This window comes from Pseudoalteromonas sp. LC2018020214 (assembly GCF_016598755.1).
Classification (GTDB): domain Bacteria; phylum Pseudomonadota; class Gammaproteobacteria; order Enterobacterales; family Alteromonadaceae; genus Pseudoalteromonas; species Pseudoalteromonas distincta.
This window is the reverse complement of sequence record NZ_CP066805.1, coordinates 276,752-295,930: the sequence shown is the minus strand read 5'-3', so window position 1 is coordinate 295,930 and position 19,179 is coordinate 276,752. Positions and strand designations below refer to the sequence as shown.

The following is a 19,179-nucleotide window of genomic DNA, read 5'->3' as shown; positions in this document are numbered from 1 at the left end:
AATGAGCAATCACGTTAAAACGGTTTAGGAAATTTGATGACAGAAAATAGAATAGAAAAAGCATTAAGCAGATTATTTGATACTAACCGTATTGTTTTTTGGTACGACGAGAAGAAAGAGCTTCGCGATGCCTTTGAATCTTTGTCCCTAGACAATATAGAAAAGATAGAAATTGCTAATAATGAGTTTTCAATTAAACACAAACTACTACGTGAGTCACCAAAAGCACAATTCTTATTATACAAAGAAGATAAGCAACCAGAGCCTATAAAAAACTGGCTATTAGATGTAGAACTTGCTCATATAGTTTTTAGAACCGACCAAGTTGCCATCTGGCTAAGTGAGCTAGAGTTACCCAGTGAGTTTACAGAGTTAGTTGAGTTGCATTCAGCATTTTTTGATTCAATTGGTGACACGAACGAAGCAAAAGTATTGGCAGAAAAACGTAAGCAAGTACTTAAAAGTTTAATAGTTCCTGATGATACCTTGAGCCAAATACGATCGAAAATGTTGTTTGTAGCTGCTGGAGCAACACAGAAAGGAGATGCACGTTTAGATGTGATTCTTGAATTGTTAATGGCTGATATGGGAAATAACGACGCTTATCAGCTAATTGAGCAGTGCAAGTTAGATAGTTTTTTATGGCAACAGGTTACTAATCAATATGGTTACCAAAGTGACAATCCTTCAATCAAAGACTTTGTTTTTGAATTATTCAAATTTTGCTATTTAGCTGAATTACCAACAGGACTGCAAGGAACGACAGTAGAACCTGAATCAGCAACAAAGAAAAATATGAGTAATAGCGCTTTAGTCTTCTTTAAACGTTGGAAAGATAGCCGTACTCATCAAAATACGTTTGAATGGTTGTCTGCACAGTGTTCGAAGATAATGAATATAGAAAATGACTTACAACACAGAAGTTTAAAAGATGTACTTGAACTGGATTACTTTAGAGTTATTGATCAAAAAGTAATCCATGAACTAGTAAGTGGTGTTGCAAACCGAACTGTATCACAAGGTGAGGTAGCAGTTTGGTGTCGTCAACGAAGACAGGGTCATTGGTACAATGATTTTGCTTTTTTATATGATGCGGTTGATTTTGCTAGCCAGTTTTTTGCATTACTAGATGCTTCAAAATTTGATATGTCGACTGCGTCAGAAGGTGTTCAACGATATACGAAGCATTGGTATAAGCTTGATCAGTTATACCGCCAATATGTCCATGCACTTAAAGTATCTGCTCAACCGACATTGTTAAGCTCGTTAACAGAGCAGATTGAGAATTTATATACAAATAGTTATGTTCAAACATTAAGTAATGCATGGCAACAACATGTAGATGCTATGACAACTTGGACAGTGCCAGAAGTTAAATCACAAAGTGATTTTTATAGCCATTGGGTTAAAACTAAGTATTTAGATAAAAATAAAAAAGTGTGTGTGATTATTTCTGATGCCTTTCGTTATGAAGCAGGTGAAGAAATGGTAAGTCGCATTAGGCAAGAAGATCGTTTTGAAGCCGAACTTGAACATGCATTATCAGCTATGCCGAGTTATACCCAGTTAGGAATGGCATCGTTATTACCTCAATCAAGAGAATATCCATTACAGTTAGCGGATAATAAAACGGGTACTGTTTTTATGGGCGAACTCTCAACCCAAGGTACGGATAACAGGGATAAAATATTAAAGACGATTCATGGTGATAGATCAAGTGCGGTACAGGCTAAGTCGTTAATTGAGATGACGCAGTCTGATAGCCGTGAACTATTAAAAGCGAACGATGTACTTTATATTTATCATAACCGGATTGACCATGCTGGCGATAAAATGCAGTCAGAAGGTGAAGCTTTCGAGGCCACAGAAAAAACATTTGATGACTTATTAAAACTTATTAAAAAGTTAACTAATGCTAATGCAAGTAATTTATTGATTACCGCAGATCATGGCTTTATTTATCAAAATAGTAAGTTGGAAGAAAGCGATTATTTATCAAAAGACGTAGTGGGTGAAATTCTCTATAACGATAGACGTTTTGTACTTGGTAAAGGCTTAACATCTGGTAAGTCATTAAAAGCCTTTAGCTCAAACGAGCTTGGCTTAAAAGGAGATGTGCATGCTGTTATTCCTAAAGGAATTCAAAGACTACGATTAAGTGGCTCTGGTAGCCGCTTTGTTCACGGTGGTGCATCACTTCAAGAAGTTATAGTTCCGATTATAAAAATCAATAAAAAGCGTTCTAGCGACACTAGAATTGTTGATGTTGATATATTACGCGGTGGCTCAAACATGATCACTTCAGGGCAATTGTCGGTGACCTTATACCAAGTAGAAGCAGTTACAGATAAAGCACAACCTAGATCATTACGTGTTGGTATCTATACTGAATCAGGCAAGCTGATTTCAGATAGTCATACTGTGAGAATGGATTTAACGTCTGAAAATGCCCGTGAACGGGAGATGAAACTTCGTTTATTGCTTAATCAGGAAGCTGAATCTGCTAATAATCAAGAAGTAATATTAAAACTTGAAGAGCCAGTTAGTGGCTCAAATCAATATCAAGAATATAAGCAATTGCGTTATACCATTCGTCGTTCATTTACTTCAGATTTCGACTTTTAGTGTACTTTTAATATAGTAAAAAATAATAAATAGTTTAAAAAAAGGACTTTTTAAGCTTAACTTTAAGGCATGAAAATGAGTGATCTTAACCGTAAAATTTGTGATGTGTTTGCTGGTCTTGTTGTCAGAAAAGATTTAGTAAAGACAGTAAAAGGGAATGCCATTGTTCCCTCATACGTACTTGAGTATTTACTAGGCCAATACTGTGCAACTAATGATGAAGCAAGTATTGAATCTGGCATTCAAACGGTTAAAGAAATTCTGGCTAAGCATTACGTACATCGTAATGAGGCTGGTTTGATTCGTTCAACCATTCGTGAAAAAGGTCGCCATAAAGTTATTGATAAGGTGAGTGTTTCACTCAACGATAAAAAAGATGTATACGAAACCGAATTTTCAAATCTTGGTATTAAAAAAGTTCTAATTGATTCTGGGACAGTTAAAAAGCACCCTAAGTTATTAGTAGGTGGGGTTTGGGTTATTGCCGATGTTGAATATGATCACACCGAAGAGAAAGATGCTAGCCCTTGGATTTTGAGTACAATTAAACCCATTCAGATGTCTCACTTTGACTACGATGGCTACATTGATGCTCGAAGTAAGTTTAATTTAGATGAATGGATTGATGTACTAGTACAAAGCATTGGCTTTAATCCTGAATTTTTTGGGCGTAGAAGTAAGTTAATGCAATTGGTGCGTTTAATCCCTTTTTGTGAACGCAACTTTAACTTAATTGAGCTTGGCCCAAAAGGTACGGGTAAATCTCATATTTATTCTGAATTTTCACCACACGGTATTTTGATTTCTGGTGGTGAAGTTACCGTACCTAAGCTTTTTGTAAATAACTCTACAGGCAAGTTAGGTTTAGTAGGATATTGGGATACAGTTGCGTTTGATGAGTTTGCAGGTAAGCAAAAGAAAGTAGATAAAGCCCTTGTTGATATTATGAAAAACTACATGGCGAATAAGTCTTTCTCTCGTGGTGTTGAAATGCTGGGTGCAGATGCATCAATGGCGTTTATTGGTAATACAGAACATAGCGTGCCTTATATGTTAAAGCATTCAGACTTATTTGATGCTTTACCAGAAAAATTCTATGACTCAGCATTTTTAGATCGATTACATTTTTATATACCGGGTTGGGAAGTCGATATAATACGAGGTGAAATGTTTTCTGACGGTTATGGCTTTGTTGTTGATTATTTGGCAGAAGTACTACGCCATCTAAGAAACCAAGATTACTCAGATCACTATAGCGAATATTTTAAAATATCATCGCAGATATCAACGCGTGATAGAGACGCTGTTCATAAAACATTTTCTGGTTTAATGAAAATATTGTTCCCTCAAGGAGGCGCAACTGAAGCCGAAATTGAAGAGATTTTGAAATTTTCTATGGAAGGTCGAAAGCGTGTCAAAGACCAGCTATTTAGAATTGACAGTACTTATGCAGATGTTAACTTTTCTTATAGCAATAAAGTGGGAAAAGAAGCGCCTGTCAGTACACTTGAAGAGCTCCAGTATCCGAACTATTTCAATAAGACCGTTGGGGAAGTTACAGACATAGGTATGCCTGAGCCTGATATAGAGCCTGTAGTTGATAAACAACGAGAACCATTGATTTCAGTTGCTGTTGAAAAAGCGTCTTATGATGAATGCGAGTTAAAAGAGCATCACTTAACTTTTGTAGAGAATCAACGGGGCGTCAGCTACGACAATTTGTTTGGTCCATACCTCAAAGGCGCGAAACACATAACAATTACTGACCCTTATATTCGCTTATTTTATCAGGCCAAAAATTTGATGGAATTACTTGAAACTATCATTAAACAAAAAGCCGAAGAGGATGAAGTTGTAGTTAGCCTGATAACCGTTGAAGATGAATTTAAAGGTGAGCAACAACGTGAGTACTTTGAAAAAATCCAAAGTTCAATGTTTGCAGTAGGTATTAAGTTCGATTATTCATTTGATACAACCGGAAGTCAACATGCACGCCATATTGTTACCAACACTGGATGGAAAATATCACTAGATCGCGGCTTAGATATATTTCAGCAATATGATGTAAATGATGTGTTTAGCTTATCTAATAGAATACAAAAACATAGGCCATTGAAAGGTTTTGAAGTAACTTTTATAAATATTCAATAAATATTTTCAGGAGTTGTTGAGTTTTATTTATAGCTTTTGAGTTCAACAGTTTCTATTGGCAAGCTAGATTACCTGAATGCTTAAATAGTATTTCATATGTTTAACTGTCTATTTATATGAGAATACTTGAACCAATACCAAAGTAGCTAACCTATCTGTAGTAAAAACTTAGGTATGGACTTCTTATTATTTGACTCAAAATCGGTTGATTAAAATGGCGACTTATATAAACGGAATTTAATTATGAAAAAGGAAGAAGTAGACGCGCATATTAGAAGTGTTGTAGATAAGCTAATTGAGCAAATGCAGGAGAATTTGGGGGAATGGGTTGCACCTTGGCATAATGGTTTTCTAGAACCTAAAAACGCCATTACACACCACCTTTTTAGTGGAATGAATGCAACGCTACTTTGGCTATCTACCCTTGAGAATAAATTTCAATCGGATGAGTGGGCTACACTTAAACAATGGAATACAAAAAAAGCTAAGGTAAAAATTCGCTCAAAAGGAACGCGTTTATTTCGCCCCATTTACGCTAAAAAAAATAAACCCAGTGATGTGGATTATATTGTTTATTTTAAGCCCTATTCGGTGTTCAACGCTGACCAAGTCAATGATTATAACCCAGCACACCCTGATTTATTTACAGATGATATACCAGAAGATCCGAGTGCTGATAAATTTATAGCCAGATGCAAAGCAAATATTACTCATGGTAATACAGATGCTTTTTATAGAGTATACGAAGATAAAATATATCTGCCATATCCCACTAACTTTGTAGATAGTTCTCATGGAAGTAAAAAGCATAATTATTATGCTACTGCTATCCATGAGTTAATTCATTGGAGTGGGCATAACTCTAGAATGAAACGCGACTTAGCCAATAATAGTACCGAACAGTATGCATATGAAGAGCTTGTTGCTGAACTTGGTGCAGCAATTATATGTACGCGGCTTGAAAATACAATTACGCCAAGAACGGATCATGCTGCTTATTTGAAGTCTTGGACAAAGCATTTAAAAAATGATTTTCATTACTTATTTAAAGCCGTAGATGACGCAAAAAAAGCAGTACATTTTTTGTATGAGTTAACAGGCATTGAAAACGCTGATGTGGATTGTGAAGATAAAGAGTTTGAACAACTTAATGATATTGAAGCAGTAGAACCAGAGAAAATAACCCTTACAGGTTTTGTAAGCACTCTAAAAGTTAGTACGTGCTGTAACCACTGTCATGAAAGCTATAGCGTTACATTAACCCGTTATGAAAACTTATCGTTTTGTGAGCAATGCTCAAAGCCTAATAAGCACCTTATTGATTGGTAATTACTAGTTTTACATTGAATAAAGAAAAAACAGATAAATAAAATAATAATTTGTAATGAACATTTTCTATTTCAGCTACGCTTTGTTAAAGAGCTGAGAGGAATTTATATGTCTCATCAAGTGATTTGTTTAGCGGTGCAATTACTTAATAAAGAACAGCTGAATGAACATTACAGGTTAACGTTACCTACTTATTGCTTAGTTGAGTTTGCCGAAAGACTCATTAATAAAGTACGTAAGGCTCGTAAGCTTCTAGAAGAAAATAATCTTTATGAGGTTGTTGTAAAAACTACGGAGGTCAATTGGTTTTATGAGCTAACCAATCGGTATCATCATTCAATGACTTCATACCTACATGTAACTAATACAAAAATTGCCTTTTCAGGGCTGTTCCCCCCAAATAAAGACCCTCACTTCATTACCCCATATGTAGATATTAACGATATAGCTCTACCTGAGCGGAATATTAAAAGCGTTATATTAAATAAAAAACGTGTGCCATTAGTTTTATCGTTACTTCGTGAACTTGAAGCTAAACAAGGAAGATTTGAAAAAACCTCCGACTTATACTGGCAGCTTGAGAATATAATTTCGCCGATTCGTGATTTAGATAATAGGTGTACCAATGCGCTAACGAAAGGTCGTGATGAACTATTATCTAACTTAAATGAAGAGTCGAACAAGCTAAGTGTACAAACTGAACGGCTTGAACTGGAGATTGAGCAAATAGTATTAAGAGTCATAAAGCGTATTTTTGGTGTGGTTTATGGTGATTTAATTACTCATATTGATACTAAAAATAGAACAGTTAATTTACAGTTTGAACATGTTTATTACTACGATAAGGAAATCACATTTAGTGGCACAGGCATTACAAAGCAAGGAAAGCTTGGAAAGCGACATCAGTCTTTTAGTATAAAGATTATGGCTGAGCCTAAATCAATATGAATATTCAAACTTTGCTATCAGAAATCAAACAAGCTAAAAAGCGCAGAGTGGTTCTTGATTATCATTGTTCTCCAGTGAGTGGAGTTGATGTGCCTATTGAGGACTGGCAGCCTAGCTTAGTGTTATTACGCAGCTTGTTTAAGGCATTTAAGGTAAAGGGCTGCAATATTGTAATTACGTGGTGGGGGCAAATATTCATCATACCAAAAAACAGTCATACTGCATTTGAGTTAGCACTTAACTATCAAGCTGCAACAGAAGATATAGCTAGTTTAGATGCTTTAATGAGGAAGAAAAATTTCATTAAACTACGTTTTTCAAATCCTAAACCTATTTATACTTTAAGCATAAAGGCGCATCGATCAGGGACTAAGTGGTATCGTACCCCTTTAGATATAAACAAGGGTTTTACTGATAAACTCGCGGCATCGTCGTATGAAGTGATGACCGCAAGGCTAAATAGTTACCAGTATCCAGGATTAGAAGTAAAAAATCACGTTTCAGATATGGACGATATTGAAGCGATTATTCATTACGCTGCTGCAAAATTTGGAGCTAACTCCCCGTTTTATCGCTTATCCAAAGCAATATTGAGCCCTCTTACATCTTTTAGTATTGAATTGACGGGAACAAGTGTAGTCATCAAAGGTTATTATCCTCGGGGAGATTCAGAGTTCTACCTAAAGGTAAAAGAGATTGATTTTATTATGAAATATCTCCCAAGCTAAGGTGCTATCGAAGTCAAACTACTTATCTTCTAGGGAAGTGGGGCCATAATTTTCGAGATCGTCTTTAAGGTTTTTTAGTTCTTTGGCATTAAAGTTAGCGAGTATTCGATAAACACCCTCAAGCAAGGGTTTTGATTGCATCTCTAATATAAGGGCTAATAAACTATCAGGGTCACTCAGACCTACTTTTATAAAGCCTAACTTTTCTTCATCGAGATATATTAGTTGTTCTAATAGCCCCGATATATCATCAAGTTCATATACCTTTTTACTCATTACCTCAGGAATGTAACCACCAAGCATTAATACCTTGGTTTCGTTTATACAATAATACTGGGCGATTTTTTGAAGAAAAGCACGTGATAGCTGTTTTTCTTTGCCGCTCTCGACTCGGCTTATATAGCTGCGATTGCAATCTAAGGCTCGCGCAACAGCCGACTGAGAGTATTTAGCTTTTCCGTCAAGTAGCTCTAATTGGCTACGAATGTCTTTTAAATATTGATTTATCATAATGTTTCGTAATTACGAAACAAAAAGTTATAAGGCAATATCACTTATGATGATATTGCTTATATTTTGTTCGCATTAAAAGCTTCTCTTTTACAACTAAAAGTTATCAAAATAAAGATATTTCAATTAGTTACAAAAAAAGATATTTTTATAACTGTATGGAATACCAGTTGTTTTTATGCATTCTAATGAAATTTACTAAAAAAGTAAAAAACTACTCTCTATTCATTACAAAAAAAGATAAAAATCAGTAGGTTAAATAAATCCTCGTTTGCTTGTACAAACAAAATTTGGGCACTATAACTTTTACCAATTAAGATTTTAAAGTTGGTGAAAACATGACAAAACCTGAGAAAACTAAAAAACACTCGCCTAAAGGCCAATTATGGCTTCGTGACGTAGATAGGAAAAAATTTATCAAATGGAAGGAAACCACTTCCTCGCATAAACCTTATGAATCTTTCATACGGACTCAATCCACTCATTCACTCGGGCGAAAACATCAGCTTTTTTGTAAAAAGCAAAATCGATTAGTTACGTTGCTGAGTGACGGAGAATTACTTGCTTATAAGCACCTTATCTGGACACAAAATGTATTCAGTGTCGAAGAACAATATGCATTAAATCCAGTAGAGACATTCAATATCGCAAAGCAGTTAGATATTGTGCATCCTTATGATTTCAAAAAGGCTATTCATCATGTAATGACGACTGACTTTTTAGTGACATCGTTTAATGATGATGGGGAACTATACAGAACAGCCTATTCATATAAGCCAGTTTTTGATGGAAAAAAGACGTCACGTACATATAAAAAATTACAGATAGAACAAGCTTTTTGGGCACGAAAGAAAATCCCTTATCGTGTTATTACTCGTTGTGATTTTGGTTTGAATGAAGAAAAAGATAGTAAGGCTTGGCTGGCTTCATTGTTATTTTGTGAAATTCATTATGATAGTGCTATCGATGAAAATGCACTTCAGTTATTTACGCATAACTTAATTATGCAACATCAGTTAGAGCCATGGTCTCCACTTCGCAATATATTGAAATCATTGTCAAATAAGTATCGCTATACCCAAATTGAAGCCGAAATATTTTTTAAAAATGCCGTATTAAAAGGGTTTCTCAAAATACAAAGAGCTAAGCGTATCCGTTTAAACGAAGCTTTGAACTTAGACCTAGTGGGAGGTAGTGAGTGTTTTATTTAAATACAGAGCTTCGACTAAAGCCTGAATCATTACACAGACTTAGAAAGGTCTGTATATCCGATGTTTTTGTTGTTTGCGTTGAACTCCAGATGAAGCGAGTTGCTATTGTTAATATGAGCGAAGCGCTAGGAATTGATGTTAATAAAAATACTCTCATTGATAAAGGTATAAAGAAAAAAGCTTATCAGATAACAAAGCCTAAGGTTTATTTATTTGATGAAGCTAATGAAATATTTGATTTAGTGCAGTTAAACGGCGGAGTCAAACGTTTCATACCACCAAAGCTTCTTAGAAATCCAACGGAAGTGCTGAGTGAAGAAAAGCGAATTACTTGGTTCAAAAAGCGAGATCTTGCATTAAATAAACTTGGTTTTCTGATAGAAGATGAAAGTGTGAAGCGGTATCTTTTTCAATATAACGCGACTGAGTTATTAGAAAAGCGCTTAGCTGAGTTGCGAGATGAAGATCCGACTAAAAAATATTCATCCCCTACAGCACTAATACGTTATTTAAATCAGTTTATTACACTAGGCAGAAATACAAATGCGTTGTTACCGATTGGCTTAATGAATAGCGGCTGTAATTATCAACATAATACGGAGGAGAAAGTTATTAAACGCGGCCGTGGTGGCGCTGATGGTCGAAATACACTATCAAGGCATAAAGCTATAACCGCTAAAGAAAAACGCATCATAAAGAAAGTTGCGAAGTTATTTGGTACAAACACGAGAAGTGGCCAGCTCCTTTTTACTGAGATTTATTATGAATACTGCTTATATTCACTAGAGCTGGAAAACTACACGTTACCAAAGCCTGATAAGAATGGAATGCGTGATCTATCGAACCTTGAAAAATACATTATTTCATACGACCAATTTATTTATCATTACAAGCAAGTAATCCCACTAATAGATCGCTTACTTTTACGATATGGAAAAATTAAGACAAGTCGCGATATGGTTGATCGTCAAGGCATATCAACGGATGGGGTTCTTGGTGCTAATCATGTAGTGGAAATTGATTCTACAGAGTTATCGCTTCATGTCAGGGATATGCGAGTAGGCCACAAGCGACTCTCAGCAGGCCGTCTTTTTATTTGTATCGCGGTATGTATAAAAACACGCTACATATTAGGTTACAGCTTATCTTTTAAAGCGCCTGTTTGGGAAAATGTTGCTGAATGTCTTTACAATATTTTAGACGACAAAAAATCCTACTGTGCAAAATATGGCATTCCACTTCAAGATTACCAATGGGAATCACATCATGACATTTATTCAGCACGTATCGATAATGGTATTGAATACCCAGAGGAACAAGTTGACGAACTTTTGAATGGACGGTACGGGCCAACTAGGGTCGAAACTGTGACTAAAGCTCGTGGTGATTTAAAGGGAATTATTGAGCGTTTAGTTGGTACTGTTGATCGCATAATTGCAACTCAACAAGGTGGAATTGAAGCTCAGCGTGACCATACGGAGCAGGATGCATCCCAAAAAGCTATTTATTCAATCGAGCAAGTACACCAAAAAATTATTCGTGAAATCATCCATCATAATACTTATAAAAACTGTGCAAAAATTTTAGATGCTGATATGGCTGAAGCTGGTATTGGTATAACACCGAGAAGTATGTGGAATTTTAGTATAAAAGAACAAATGTCGGGGGGAATACCTATTGCTAAAGAGCAATTACCCTCATTTCGTTATCAATTATTACCTAAAGCTAAAGTGACTGTAAAAGAGGATGGTATTTCTTGTAATGGACTCATTTTCACTGGTGATTATGCAAAGTCTGAAGAGTGGTATTTGAGAGTAAAACATGGTGAAAAGTTAACTTTTAAAATGGCCTACACTCCGACAAATTGTAATGTCATTTTTTTTGAGGATAACAAAAGTAATATACATCCATTTATATTGTCAGAAAAAAGTGAACAGTTTAAAAATTTAAGTTGGGTAGAAGTTCATGAGCGACGAGAGTTTTTACGAGAGCAGCAAAGGGAATTAAGTTCTCAGCGATTAGCAAATAAACTTGCTAATAAAACCGAAGATAAAGAAATGCTTATTTCTGCGAATAAAGAGGCTAAAGATGCTCCGCGAAATGATCAAACTAGCTATCAAAATGGCGTTAATAATCGCCGAAAAGAATACGCTGAGTCTCAAGCCATTTCTAAAGATAAAGAAATTCAAAAAGAGCTTATTAATCAAAATAACGATTTTACTAAACAAGATCCCCCATCAGTAGAAGTAGATACATTTTCAGAGGACAAATTCATATGATACACAACGCGATATACGCACCTGCACAGTCAAATATTTATAAAAACAATCCTCTTATTGAATGCATACCGATCATTGAAAGTGAAGTCGATTTCTACAATGCTATTAAGACGACCCCCGAGCTACCTGTTGGACTTTGGGATTATGATAATTTCTCAGCAATGGACTACTTCTCAGAACTTGAGGTGGCTTACTTGCCACACCCGAGTGCTTGGACCCTTTATCTTCATTTTATTCAGCAGATAAAGTCGGGTTATCGGTCTAAAAATCCATTAGACAAAAGTGGTCAGTGCTTTATTAATACCGTAATAACTCGGGGCAACTTCGAGCAAAAATATGCCATTCCAAAGCGAAATAAAGCGCACGCAGGAAAAGCTAAATGTTCATTCGCGAAGGGGATTTCGGGGGTTGGTAAGTCGGAGGTAATAAATACAGTACTTAGTTGTATTCCACAAGTAATTAGACATGTCGAGTATAACTCGACACCGCTTATCATGGATCAGCTAGTATGGGTTTCAATAGATGTTAGTGCATCAAATAGTTTAAAAGGGCTTGCTTTGAATTTCTTTACAGCACTCGATGAGCAGCTGGGGACAAGCTATGCGTATAATAATAGGGCATTAAGAAACCCTGTCGATTTTTATATTGGTGCGATTAGAGAGTTATGCGCAAAGCATATGATCGGATTTGTTCATATCGATGAATGTCAGCACCTTTTGAAAAGCATTAAAAGTGGAGAAAGTGCCACTTTAGAGCATCTTGAAAGCTTATTTAATCGAATAGGCATTCCTATGCTTATGACGAGTACTCCTGAAGGTGCTAAGTTGTTTTTTAATGATAATGATGAAGGAAGCTCACCAAGAGTCCAAAATGTAAGGCGTTTAATGTCTGAGCGAGTATATGAATTTGAACCTATCGACATTAACAGCAAATTTTATCATACTTTTTTTGATTTATTTTTACCCAAGTACCTATTCACTGATAGTGAAGTGCAAAAGAATGAATTTAGACATCGGGTTCATTATTTAACGTTTGGCATACATGCAATTATAGCTCGATTGTTGCGTTTATTTTTTGAAGCGGCTCATAAATTGAATCTCACACCTGAAAATGTAAATACTGGTGAGTATTTCTCGTTACTGGACAAGGTGTACTTACAACATTTTGAAGCAATTTCCCTATCTATCGCACAGTTGAGACAAAATAAAGCTCAAGAATATGAGTATATGATTCAACAAAGTTCGGATAAGAAGCCAAAAAAACTGAATACATCTAGAACTATGCATTCATCTGTACGAGGTGCAAAAATGGCATCAGAACGGTCAAAAGCTAAATTGAATAGTTGTAATGCTGAGGTTCATAAAAATGAGCTACAGGCCGGTTTATCGGAGCATCACCAGTAATGCTACCCAAGTCACAATACATACCCGTAATTCACCCTGACGAGCATTACATGAGTGTTATTTTGAGATGGGAGGGGGTACATAATAGTTTCCCTCTTTTTAAAGAAAGTAAATTCAATAAAAATAGAAGCTTGAGTAAGTACTTGAAGGTTTCATTTATTAAAAAACTAGTATGGGAACTGCCCTCCGGCTTGGACCTTAATTGGTTTCTATCAAGGACAACACAATTTGGTCACTTTAACTTTTATGGAGCAGTGCTAGATAAGGCGATAGAGTTTTGTGACAGCATAAAAAAAGACAGCCAAATACTTCATGTAACTGATCTTCAATTGCGTTGGTGTAAAATGTGCGCGAGAAATGATATTTCAGATTATGGGTATTCTTTCTGGAGAAATAGCCATCAGGACCCTCGGTTAATTCGTTGTCCGCGTCATAAATTGATTCTGAATTCTTGCTGTAAATTTTGCAATATTAAAACACCTGAATATAAGCAACTTAAAGCATTTAAAACTTTAGAAAGATGTATCGTTTGTAATACTTTATTACCCCCATCAGTGAAAATAAATATACTTACACCGTTTGAAACGTGGTTAGAAGAGCTTCACCATTTATCAAATAAAGGAATATATGTTGATAAGTTAGCTTTAATTGATCGTGTTAATCAGATCATTAATACTAATGATAATTTTACTCCGAAGAGTAGATTAAGCACACGACGAAACGAAGCACAAAAGCATTTAGTGAGTGAATACAACGAAACTGGAGCCTATAAATTATTTACTTTTAAAAAAGTTACTTATGATGCAGTTAGACATTATAAGGAGCTAACTCTTGGGTGTATTTTAAATAAATCTACATGCTACTCACCTGTAATATATGCACTTTTAGGTTGGGTTTTTCTGAGTATTGAAGAGCGAAATGAGCTTTTCGGATCGTTTAAGAAATGGGGTAAATAACAATGGAGACATGTCCTACTTGGTTAGACGGTGAAACTGTATTTAGTTTGATTCAGCGCTTAGCCGTATTGCAATGTAAAACTAATAAAATGCATAGTCTCGACCACCTTTTTGGATCTTGCTCACTATTATATTTTTCTGACTTTCCATCTTTTCTACCAAAACTTAGCGAATTAAGTGGGGTCGATATTGAGTATATAATTCGTGAACATACGATTTTACCTGCTTGTAGAGTATTTTTAGCACCCTCTAAATATAAGTCTGTGATGTCAGGATTACTCAAGTCAGAATCGAAAAAGGTGTTCACTTGTCAGTCGCTCACAGCCACTAAGAACTATGAAAAGAAAGTGCTCTATTTTTGTCCGCAATGTGCCCGAGATGATGAATCTGAGGTTGGTGTTGCGTATTGGCATATACGTCATCAATTACCGGGTGCTCATGTATGCCTCAGACATAAGTGTATACTGGAGAAGCAACTAGCAACGAAATACGCATTTGAAAACTGGCCTAATTGGTCTAGATGCCAGCACGTATTAGCAAGTGATAAAGCCGTTAAATTAACGCAGTTTATTAACTACCTTTATGATACCCCATTTTCATTTCAGCATAGTCTTAAAGCGTTATATATAATCGCACTGAGATATAGAGGTATGGTAACGCGAAAGGGATTGGTTCGGATGACGCTATTGCGAGAGCAATTAATCCAATACTGGGAACCACTTTTTAATATTGATGAGATTTCAGATGTGTTCTCTGCAAAACAGAGTGAGGTATTTCCAGAGGCCATTTTTTATCGCTCTGATAGTACGTTTACACCCATAAAGCATTTATTGATAATGGTGTATCTATTTAAAAGTGTCCATCAAATACGTAGCTTTGATAGGAACTATGATGATTTCGTATTAGCTTCTAGCGCTAACTTAGCTTTTACTCAATCATTGGGTGGATCTGAAATGATTATTGAGTTGATTGAGAAAAAGTACACACTCCATGAAATTGCCGAAACGACCACGATGTCTATAAATTATATCCGTAAGATAGCTAAAAAAAGTGGCCTAAATATAAAAGCCAAAAAGCACTTTATGCCACAAGCAGAGCGTAAGGCGATTATTTTCAAGCTATTAGCTGGATATTCAACTAAAAATATAGCGATGGAATTTGAACGTCATGAGGGTACTATTGAAAAGATTTTAAAATTACATCCAGATATCGTTGAGCTCAGGGTTAAAAGGCGTCACTACAAAAAACGTAAAATTGAAAGAGAAAAATTATTACACTATTTAGCTCATAATGAAGCGAAGACCAGAAGAAAAATACAGCTTGCGATTACATCTACATACCACTGGTTGTACAATTATGATACAGAATGGTTGTATGGGCACGTACCTGCATCTATACGATATTAAAATTACTCTAATTGTTTATTTGCGCATCGATATACTCTCTAACTTCTCGTAAATTAAACACTTCGCCCTGTAACATATAATCAAGAGCAGAGAGACTACCGAAATTTACATTAGGTTTTTTAATCCATTTATTACTTTGTGTTCTTGTCGGTAATAAATTACCCAAACCTTTGTATATACCTAGGATATAAGAAATACGTTTTAAGATTTCATCAGTAAGAGTTACCGGAGTGCTTATTTTGAAATTATCTAGGCTTTCAGCCTCTTTTAATCCAAGTAAGTTCGCTTGATTGGCTGCTGGGACTTCCCACTCATCCATGATGTTAAAAAATGTTTTGATTGCAATAGCACTTATTTTATCACCGGATACTTCAGAAATTTCATTTGTTAAATCAGCCATTAAAACCCACATTCATATTATTTGTTTATATCTAAATCTAGCTCATAAACTACACTAGAGCAACGACTTCATTTACCAGCAATCTCATTCATGTAAATTTTTGACTAGGAAAAATGCACTTGTATTTTCTATTCATTAGATGTAACTTGATTAACAATATGAAATAATTAATAACATAAAAGCAACCTATCTAATCTAAGCGGTTTTTAATATATTCTAAATTTAAAGCTGTTAATTTATCATCACAATCTTAATTAATATTAGGCTGAGTCTTATTGATTATAATTGGTTAATATCACAAACTTTATTAATATCCCCTTAGTATTAATTACAGTCGTGTCGGTGAATAAAATCACAAACTTAATTCAAAACTGACAGCAGTATCGGCGCTTTTATTGTTGAGTAAAGAATTAGTGTGGGGCCCCGCTTGTGTAAAAACAAGCGGGGCTTTTTTATGTGTTATTTAAAGTAGAAATAGATGACGGTATTGGTTTGAAAGTGAATATGTATCTGTAGAGGATTAAAAAGAGACGCTTATAATCTTGAAAAAGGGCTAACAACCCCGTTAGCACCTTGCTGTAGTACATGGGTATAAATTTGTGTAGTTTTAACATCAGAATGGCCAAGCTGAGCTTGAACAGTTCTTATATCGGCGCCACTTTGCAGTAGATGAGTAGCAAAAGAGTGTCTCAATGTATGAGGTGTTATTATTTTTGTTAACCCTGATTTTTGGACGGCTTTTTTAATCTCTTTTCTAATACAAGAGTGATGAAAATGATGTCGCCTTATTTCACCACTTTGAGGATCTGAACTTAATATATGAGAAGGAAATAAATATTGCCACGCAAGCGATTTTGCGGCACTTGGATATTTTTTTGTTAAAGCATATGGCATCCATACGCCAGAATATTCCGTATTATTTAAATCCAGTTTTAAATAGTCATCAACGTTCAAAATTTGATTTCTCAGCATAGGAATTAGCTCTGTGGCCAGCGTAACAATGCGGTGTTTATTACCTTTTCCATTCCATACTTGAATGCATTTATAATCAAAATCAATATCTTTTACTCTTAATTGCACCGCTTCCATTACTCTTAAGCCACTTCCATACATAAGGGCTGCAATTAAATAATAGCGCTTATTTAAATGAGCCATCAACATTTTAACTTCCTCTGGGGTCATCACCACAGGGAGCTTTGCTGGTTTTTTACTACGGGCAAAATTTAAATTTAATGAGAGTTCTTTTTTTATTATGTGCTTGTATAAAAATGACAATGAATTGAGTGCGGTGGCTTGCGTACGTGGTGCAACGTTTTGCTTTAACACTAAATGTTCTAAGTAGCGTTCGACTTCATTGTCCCCCATTGAGGCGGGATGGCGTTTATTATGAAAATGGATATAAGATGCAATCCATCTTAGGTAGGTATCTACGGTGCGTAATGAATACTGACGTACCAACATATAATCGGCTATATAATTTAAAAATGGGGAACGTGTTTTCATACTATTACCAATAATGGCGCTGTTTTTATATACAGTATAGTTGTGATGCACACATATTCAAGAAAATGAGCGGCGAGCGCATTTTCTCTTTTATTGAGAGTTTGAATGCTAATAAAAATTATATATAGCAATGTGTTAAGTTATTTGGTAAAAATGATTTATAAAATACATGAGCGTATCGTTGGCAGAAATATGCGCGATGAGCGCACTATTAAATTGTTATACGCTAATGAAACTTTTATTTTTAATTACTATTATATTAATCATACCGTTTAAGGCAAAAGCTCTTGATTCACCCATATTCCATTCGGTCAATATTGGTGATCAGTTCATAGGTGAATATATATATTTGGGCTATTGGGATCAGGAACCTTTAGAAGGAGGTGCTAAGGGGATATCATATAGATATGGACTTGGAACCCATGGTCAAAAGGTTACAGTGTCATTTTCTAAATTTCAGTATTTTGGCGGCTATGATATTGGTTTGAGCTACATTAAACCATATGAAGAAAATACTCATGTATTTAATGGGAAAAACTCTGCATTAGCTATTGAAGGAACCTTAAGGTTTTTTCTATCAAATCTGACTATTGGTGTCACTGAAGAAACTGTATATGCTTCAGTAGGGTGGTCTTTCAATTATGGCTTTTAGCGTATAACAAGCGCATTAATAATGGACGTCTTAAACTTGGCTGGACGCTCATTCTTCGCTAATTTTAGCCAAGTCTAATACGCCCATTATGCGGGCGTTTTATGTTGCAAAGGAAGTGTAATTGAAAATTTCTATATTTTTATTATCTTGTTTATTTTCGGCCAGCTCCTATGCATGCTTTTCACCACCTGAAGGTTTATATGAACAACATGAACTCCAAGCTAAAATATTTTTTTCATTAGCTATCGCACTTTGTTTATTGTCAATTACTATACGCTTGTTATCAAACTACAAAAGAGTTTGGGTTCCTCTATTATTCGTCACTACCTTTACATATTGGCCAGCGTATATTTGGCACTGGGGGCATGCATATTCTGGTTCATGTGGCATGCCTGAAATAGTTTTGGCTTACCAGATACTTGCGGGCGGCATGGCAGTTTTATTGGCATATGAAGCATTTAATTTTTACAAGTTGCGTCGTAATAATGCAACATAACAAACCAAGTCATCGGAAAACCACTCACTGGCTGCGCCAAAGCGTTCGCGTTTTCCGCTGCTTGGGGCGTTATGTCTCAGAAGGAATTGATAAATGCGGTTAATTTTTTTATTACTTCTATTAGTCAATTTTGGCTGTCTTGCCTCATCCTGTATAGTAACCGATGAAATGCGCGAACAGTTCAATTCCAAACATGTCGAAGATGTTGCTATTGATACAACCCTTAGAGGTTCAAACTTCTTTGTAACTATTAAATTACCAGAGAGCATTGAAGGTCAAAGTTCTTATTCAGTGCGGCTGGTATCAGACAGCCTTGTAGAACCAACATTCATCTTCCCTCTAGACTTGTATGAAGAAGATAACCAAACAAAGGCATGGTATGAAATAGATGCGGGGCTTGTGAGAAAGCACTTCATAATGGTCAGCTTAAATGACTATTGTGCTCCGAGCATATTCAAGGAAGTTTTTTACCAATGAGACATAACAAAAAAATTAAGTTCGCCCGCTGCGCGGGCTGGGACGCAAACATGTGGGCTGCTCACTTCGTTCGGATTTTAGCCCACATGCCTGCGCCCCTTATTT

At 35.6% G+C, this 19,179-nt stretch carries 16 protein-coding genes; 13 read left to right on the top strand and 3 right to left on the bottom strand.

The genetic code is table 11. The features are described 5' to 3' along the window. Window positions 1-36 precede the first annotated feature (36 nt). From pglZ to JG479_RS17765, 5 genes are all read left to right on the top strand, one after another. Window positions 37-2,625: a BREX-1 system phosphatase PglZ type A gene (pglZ, locus tag JG479_RS17785; RefSeq protein WP_200220626.1), complete on the top strand. Its 2,589-nt coding sequence runs from the start codon at window positions 37-39 to the stop codon at window positions 2,623-2,625. 75 nt (window positions 2,626-2,700) lie between these two features. Continuing rightward, complete coding sequence (brxL, locus tag JG479_RS17780; protein WP_200220625.1) at window positions 2,701-4,776, top strand: BREX system Lon protease-like protein BrxL; 2,076 nt, start codon at window positions 2,701-2,703, stop codon at window positions 4,774-4,776. A gap of 243 nt (window positions 4,777-5,019) precedes the next feature. Then, on the top strand, window positions 5,020-6,105 hold the full coding sequence (locus JG479_RS17775) for an ArdC family protein (RefSeq protein WP_200220624.1): 1,086 nt from the start codon (window positions 5,020-5,022) through the stop codon (window positions 6,103-6,105). A gap of 108 nt (window positions 6,106-6,213) precedes the next feature. Further along, window positions 6,214-7,053: a hypothetical protein gene (locus JG479_RS17770; RefSeq protein WP_200220623.1), complete on the top strand. Its 840-nt coding sequence runs from the start codon at window positions 6,214-6,216 to the stop codon at window positions 7,051-7,053. After that, the gene (locus tag JG479_RS17765; protein WP_200220622.1) at window positions 7,050-7,781 is read left to right on the top strand and encodes a hypothetical protein; all 732 of its coding nucleotides are present in this window, start codon (window positions 7,050-7,052) and stop codon (window positions 7,779-7,781) included. Before JG479_RS17770 ends, JG479_RS17765 begins: the two co-directional genes overlap by 4 nt. A gap of 18 nt (window positions 7,782-7,799) precedes the next feature. On the opposite strand, the gene JG479_RS17760 is transcribed toward JG479_RS17765, so the two are convergent. Beyond that, window positions 7,800-8,291: a helix-turn-helix domain-containing protein gene (locus JG479_RS17760; protein ID WP_200220621.1), complete on the bottom strand. Its 492-nt coding sequence runs from the start codon at window positions 8,289-8,291 to the stop codon at window positions 7,800-7,802. 338 nt (window positions 8,292-8,629) lie between these two features. Between JG479_RS17760 and JG479_RS17755 the strand changes: the two genes are divergently transcribed. The 5 genes from JG479_RS17755 to JG479_RS17735 are packed head-to-tail and all read left to right on the top strand — an operon-like array spanning window position 8,630 to window position 15,546. Then, the gene (locus tag JG479_RS17755; RefSeq protein WP_024611443.1) at window positions 8,630-9,502 is read left to right on the top strand and encodes a TnsA endonuclease N-terminal domain-containing protein; all 873 of its coding nucleotides are present in this window, start codon (window positions 8,630-8,632) and stop codon (window positions 9,500-9,502) included. Beyond that, the gene (locus tag JG479_RS17750) at window positions 9,490-11,781 is read left to right on the top strand and encodes a hypothetical protein (protein WP_200220620.1); all 2,292 of its coding nucleotides are present in this window, start codon (window positions 9,490-9,492) and stop codon (window positions 11,779-11,781) included. The genes JG479_RS17755 and JG479_RS17750 overlap by 13 nt, the downstream gene beginning before the upstream one ends. Beyond that, the gene (locus JG479_RS17745; RefSeq protein ID WP_200220619.1) at window positions 11,778-13,184 is read left to right on the top strand and encodes an ATP-binding protein; all 1,407 of its coding nucleotides are present in this window, start codon (window positions 11,778-11,780) and stop codon (window positions 13,182-13,184) included. The genes JG479_RS17750 and JG479_RS17745 overlap by 4 nt, the downstream gene beginning before the upstream one ends. Window positions 13,185-13,234: 50 nt before the next feature. Next, the gene (locus JG479_RS17740; protein ID WP_200220618.1) at window positions 13,235-14,140 is read left to right on the top strand and encodes a hypothetical protein; all 906 of its coding nucleotides are present in this window, start codon (window positions 13,235-13,237) and stop codon (window positions 14,138-14,140) included. A 2-nt stretch (window positions 14,141-14,142) separates the two neighbouring features. Beyond that, on the top strand, window positions 14,143-15,546 hold the full coding sequence (locus JG479_RS17735) for a TnsD family Tn7-like transposition protein (protein ID WP_200220617.1): 1,404 nt from the start codon (window positions 14,143-14,145) through the stop codon (window positions 15,544-15,546). Between the two features lie 7 nt (window positions 15,547-15,553). Here JG479_RS17735 and JG479_RS17730 read toward each other — a convergent pair whose 3' ends face one another. Then, window positions 15,554-15,946, bottom strand: a complete 393-nt coding sequence (locus JG479_RS17730; protein ID WP_200220616.1) for an antitoxin Xre/MbcA/ParS toxin-binding domain-containing protein — start codon at window positions 15,944-15,946, stop codon at window positions 15,554-15,556. A 534-nt stretch (window positions 15,947-16,480) separates the two neighbouring features. Next, window positions 16,481-17,449, bottom strand: a complete 969-nt coding sequence (locus tag JG479_RS17725) for an integron integrase (protein ID WP_193227147.1) — start codon at window positions 17,447-17,449, stop codon at window positions 16,481-16,483. A gap of 229 nt (window positions 17,450-17,678) precedes the next feature. Between JG479_RS17725 and JG479_RS17720 the strand changes: the two genes are divergently transcribed. From JG479_RS17720 to JG479_RS17710, 3 genes are all read left to right on the top strand, one after another. Beyond that, window positions 17,679-18,101, top strand: coding sequence for a hypothetical protein (locus JG479_RS17720; RefSeq protein WP_200220615.1), 423 nt, complete (start codon window positions 17,679-17,681; stop codon window positions 18,099-18,101). Window positions 18,102-18,222: 121 nt separating this feature from the next. After that, the gene (locus JG479_RS17715; RefSeq protein ID WP_200220614.1) at window positions 18,223-18,597 is read left to right on the top strand and encodes a hypothetical protein; all 375 of its coding nucleotides are present in this window, start codon (window positions 18,223-18,225) and stop codon (window positions 18,595-18,597) included. Window positions 18,598-18,690: 93 nt separating this feature from the next. Beyond that, window positions 18,691-19,074, top strand: a complete 384-nt coding sequence (locus JG479_RS17710; RefSeq protein WP_200220613.1) for a hypothetical protein — start codon at window positions 18,691-18,693, stop codon at window positions 19,072-19,074. Window positions 19,075-19,179 lie beyond the last annotated feature (105 nt).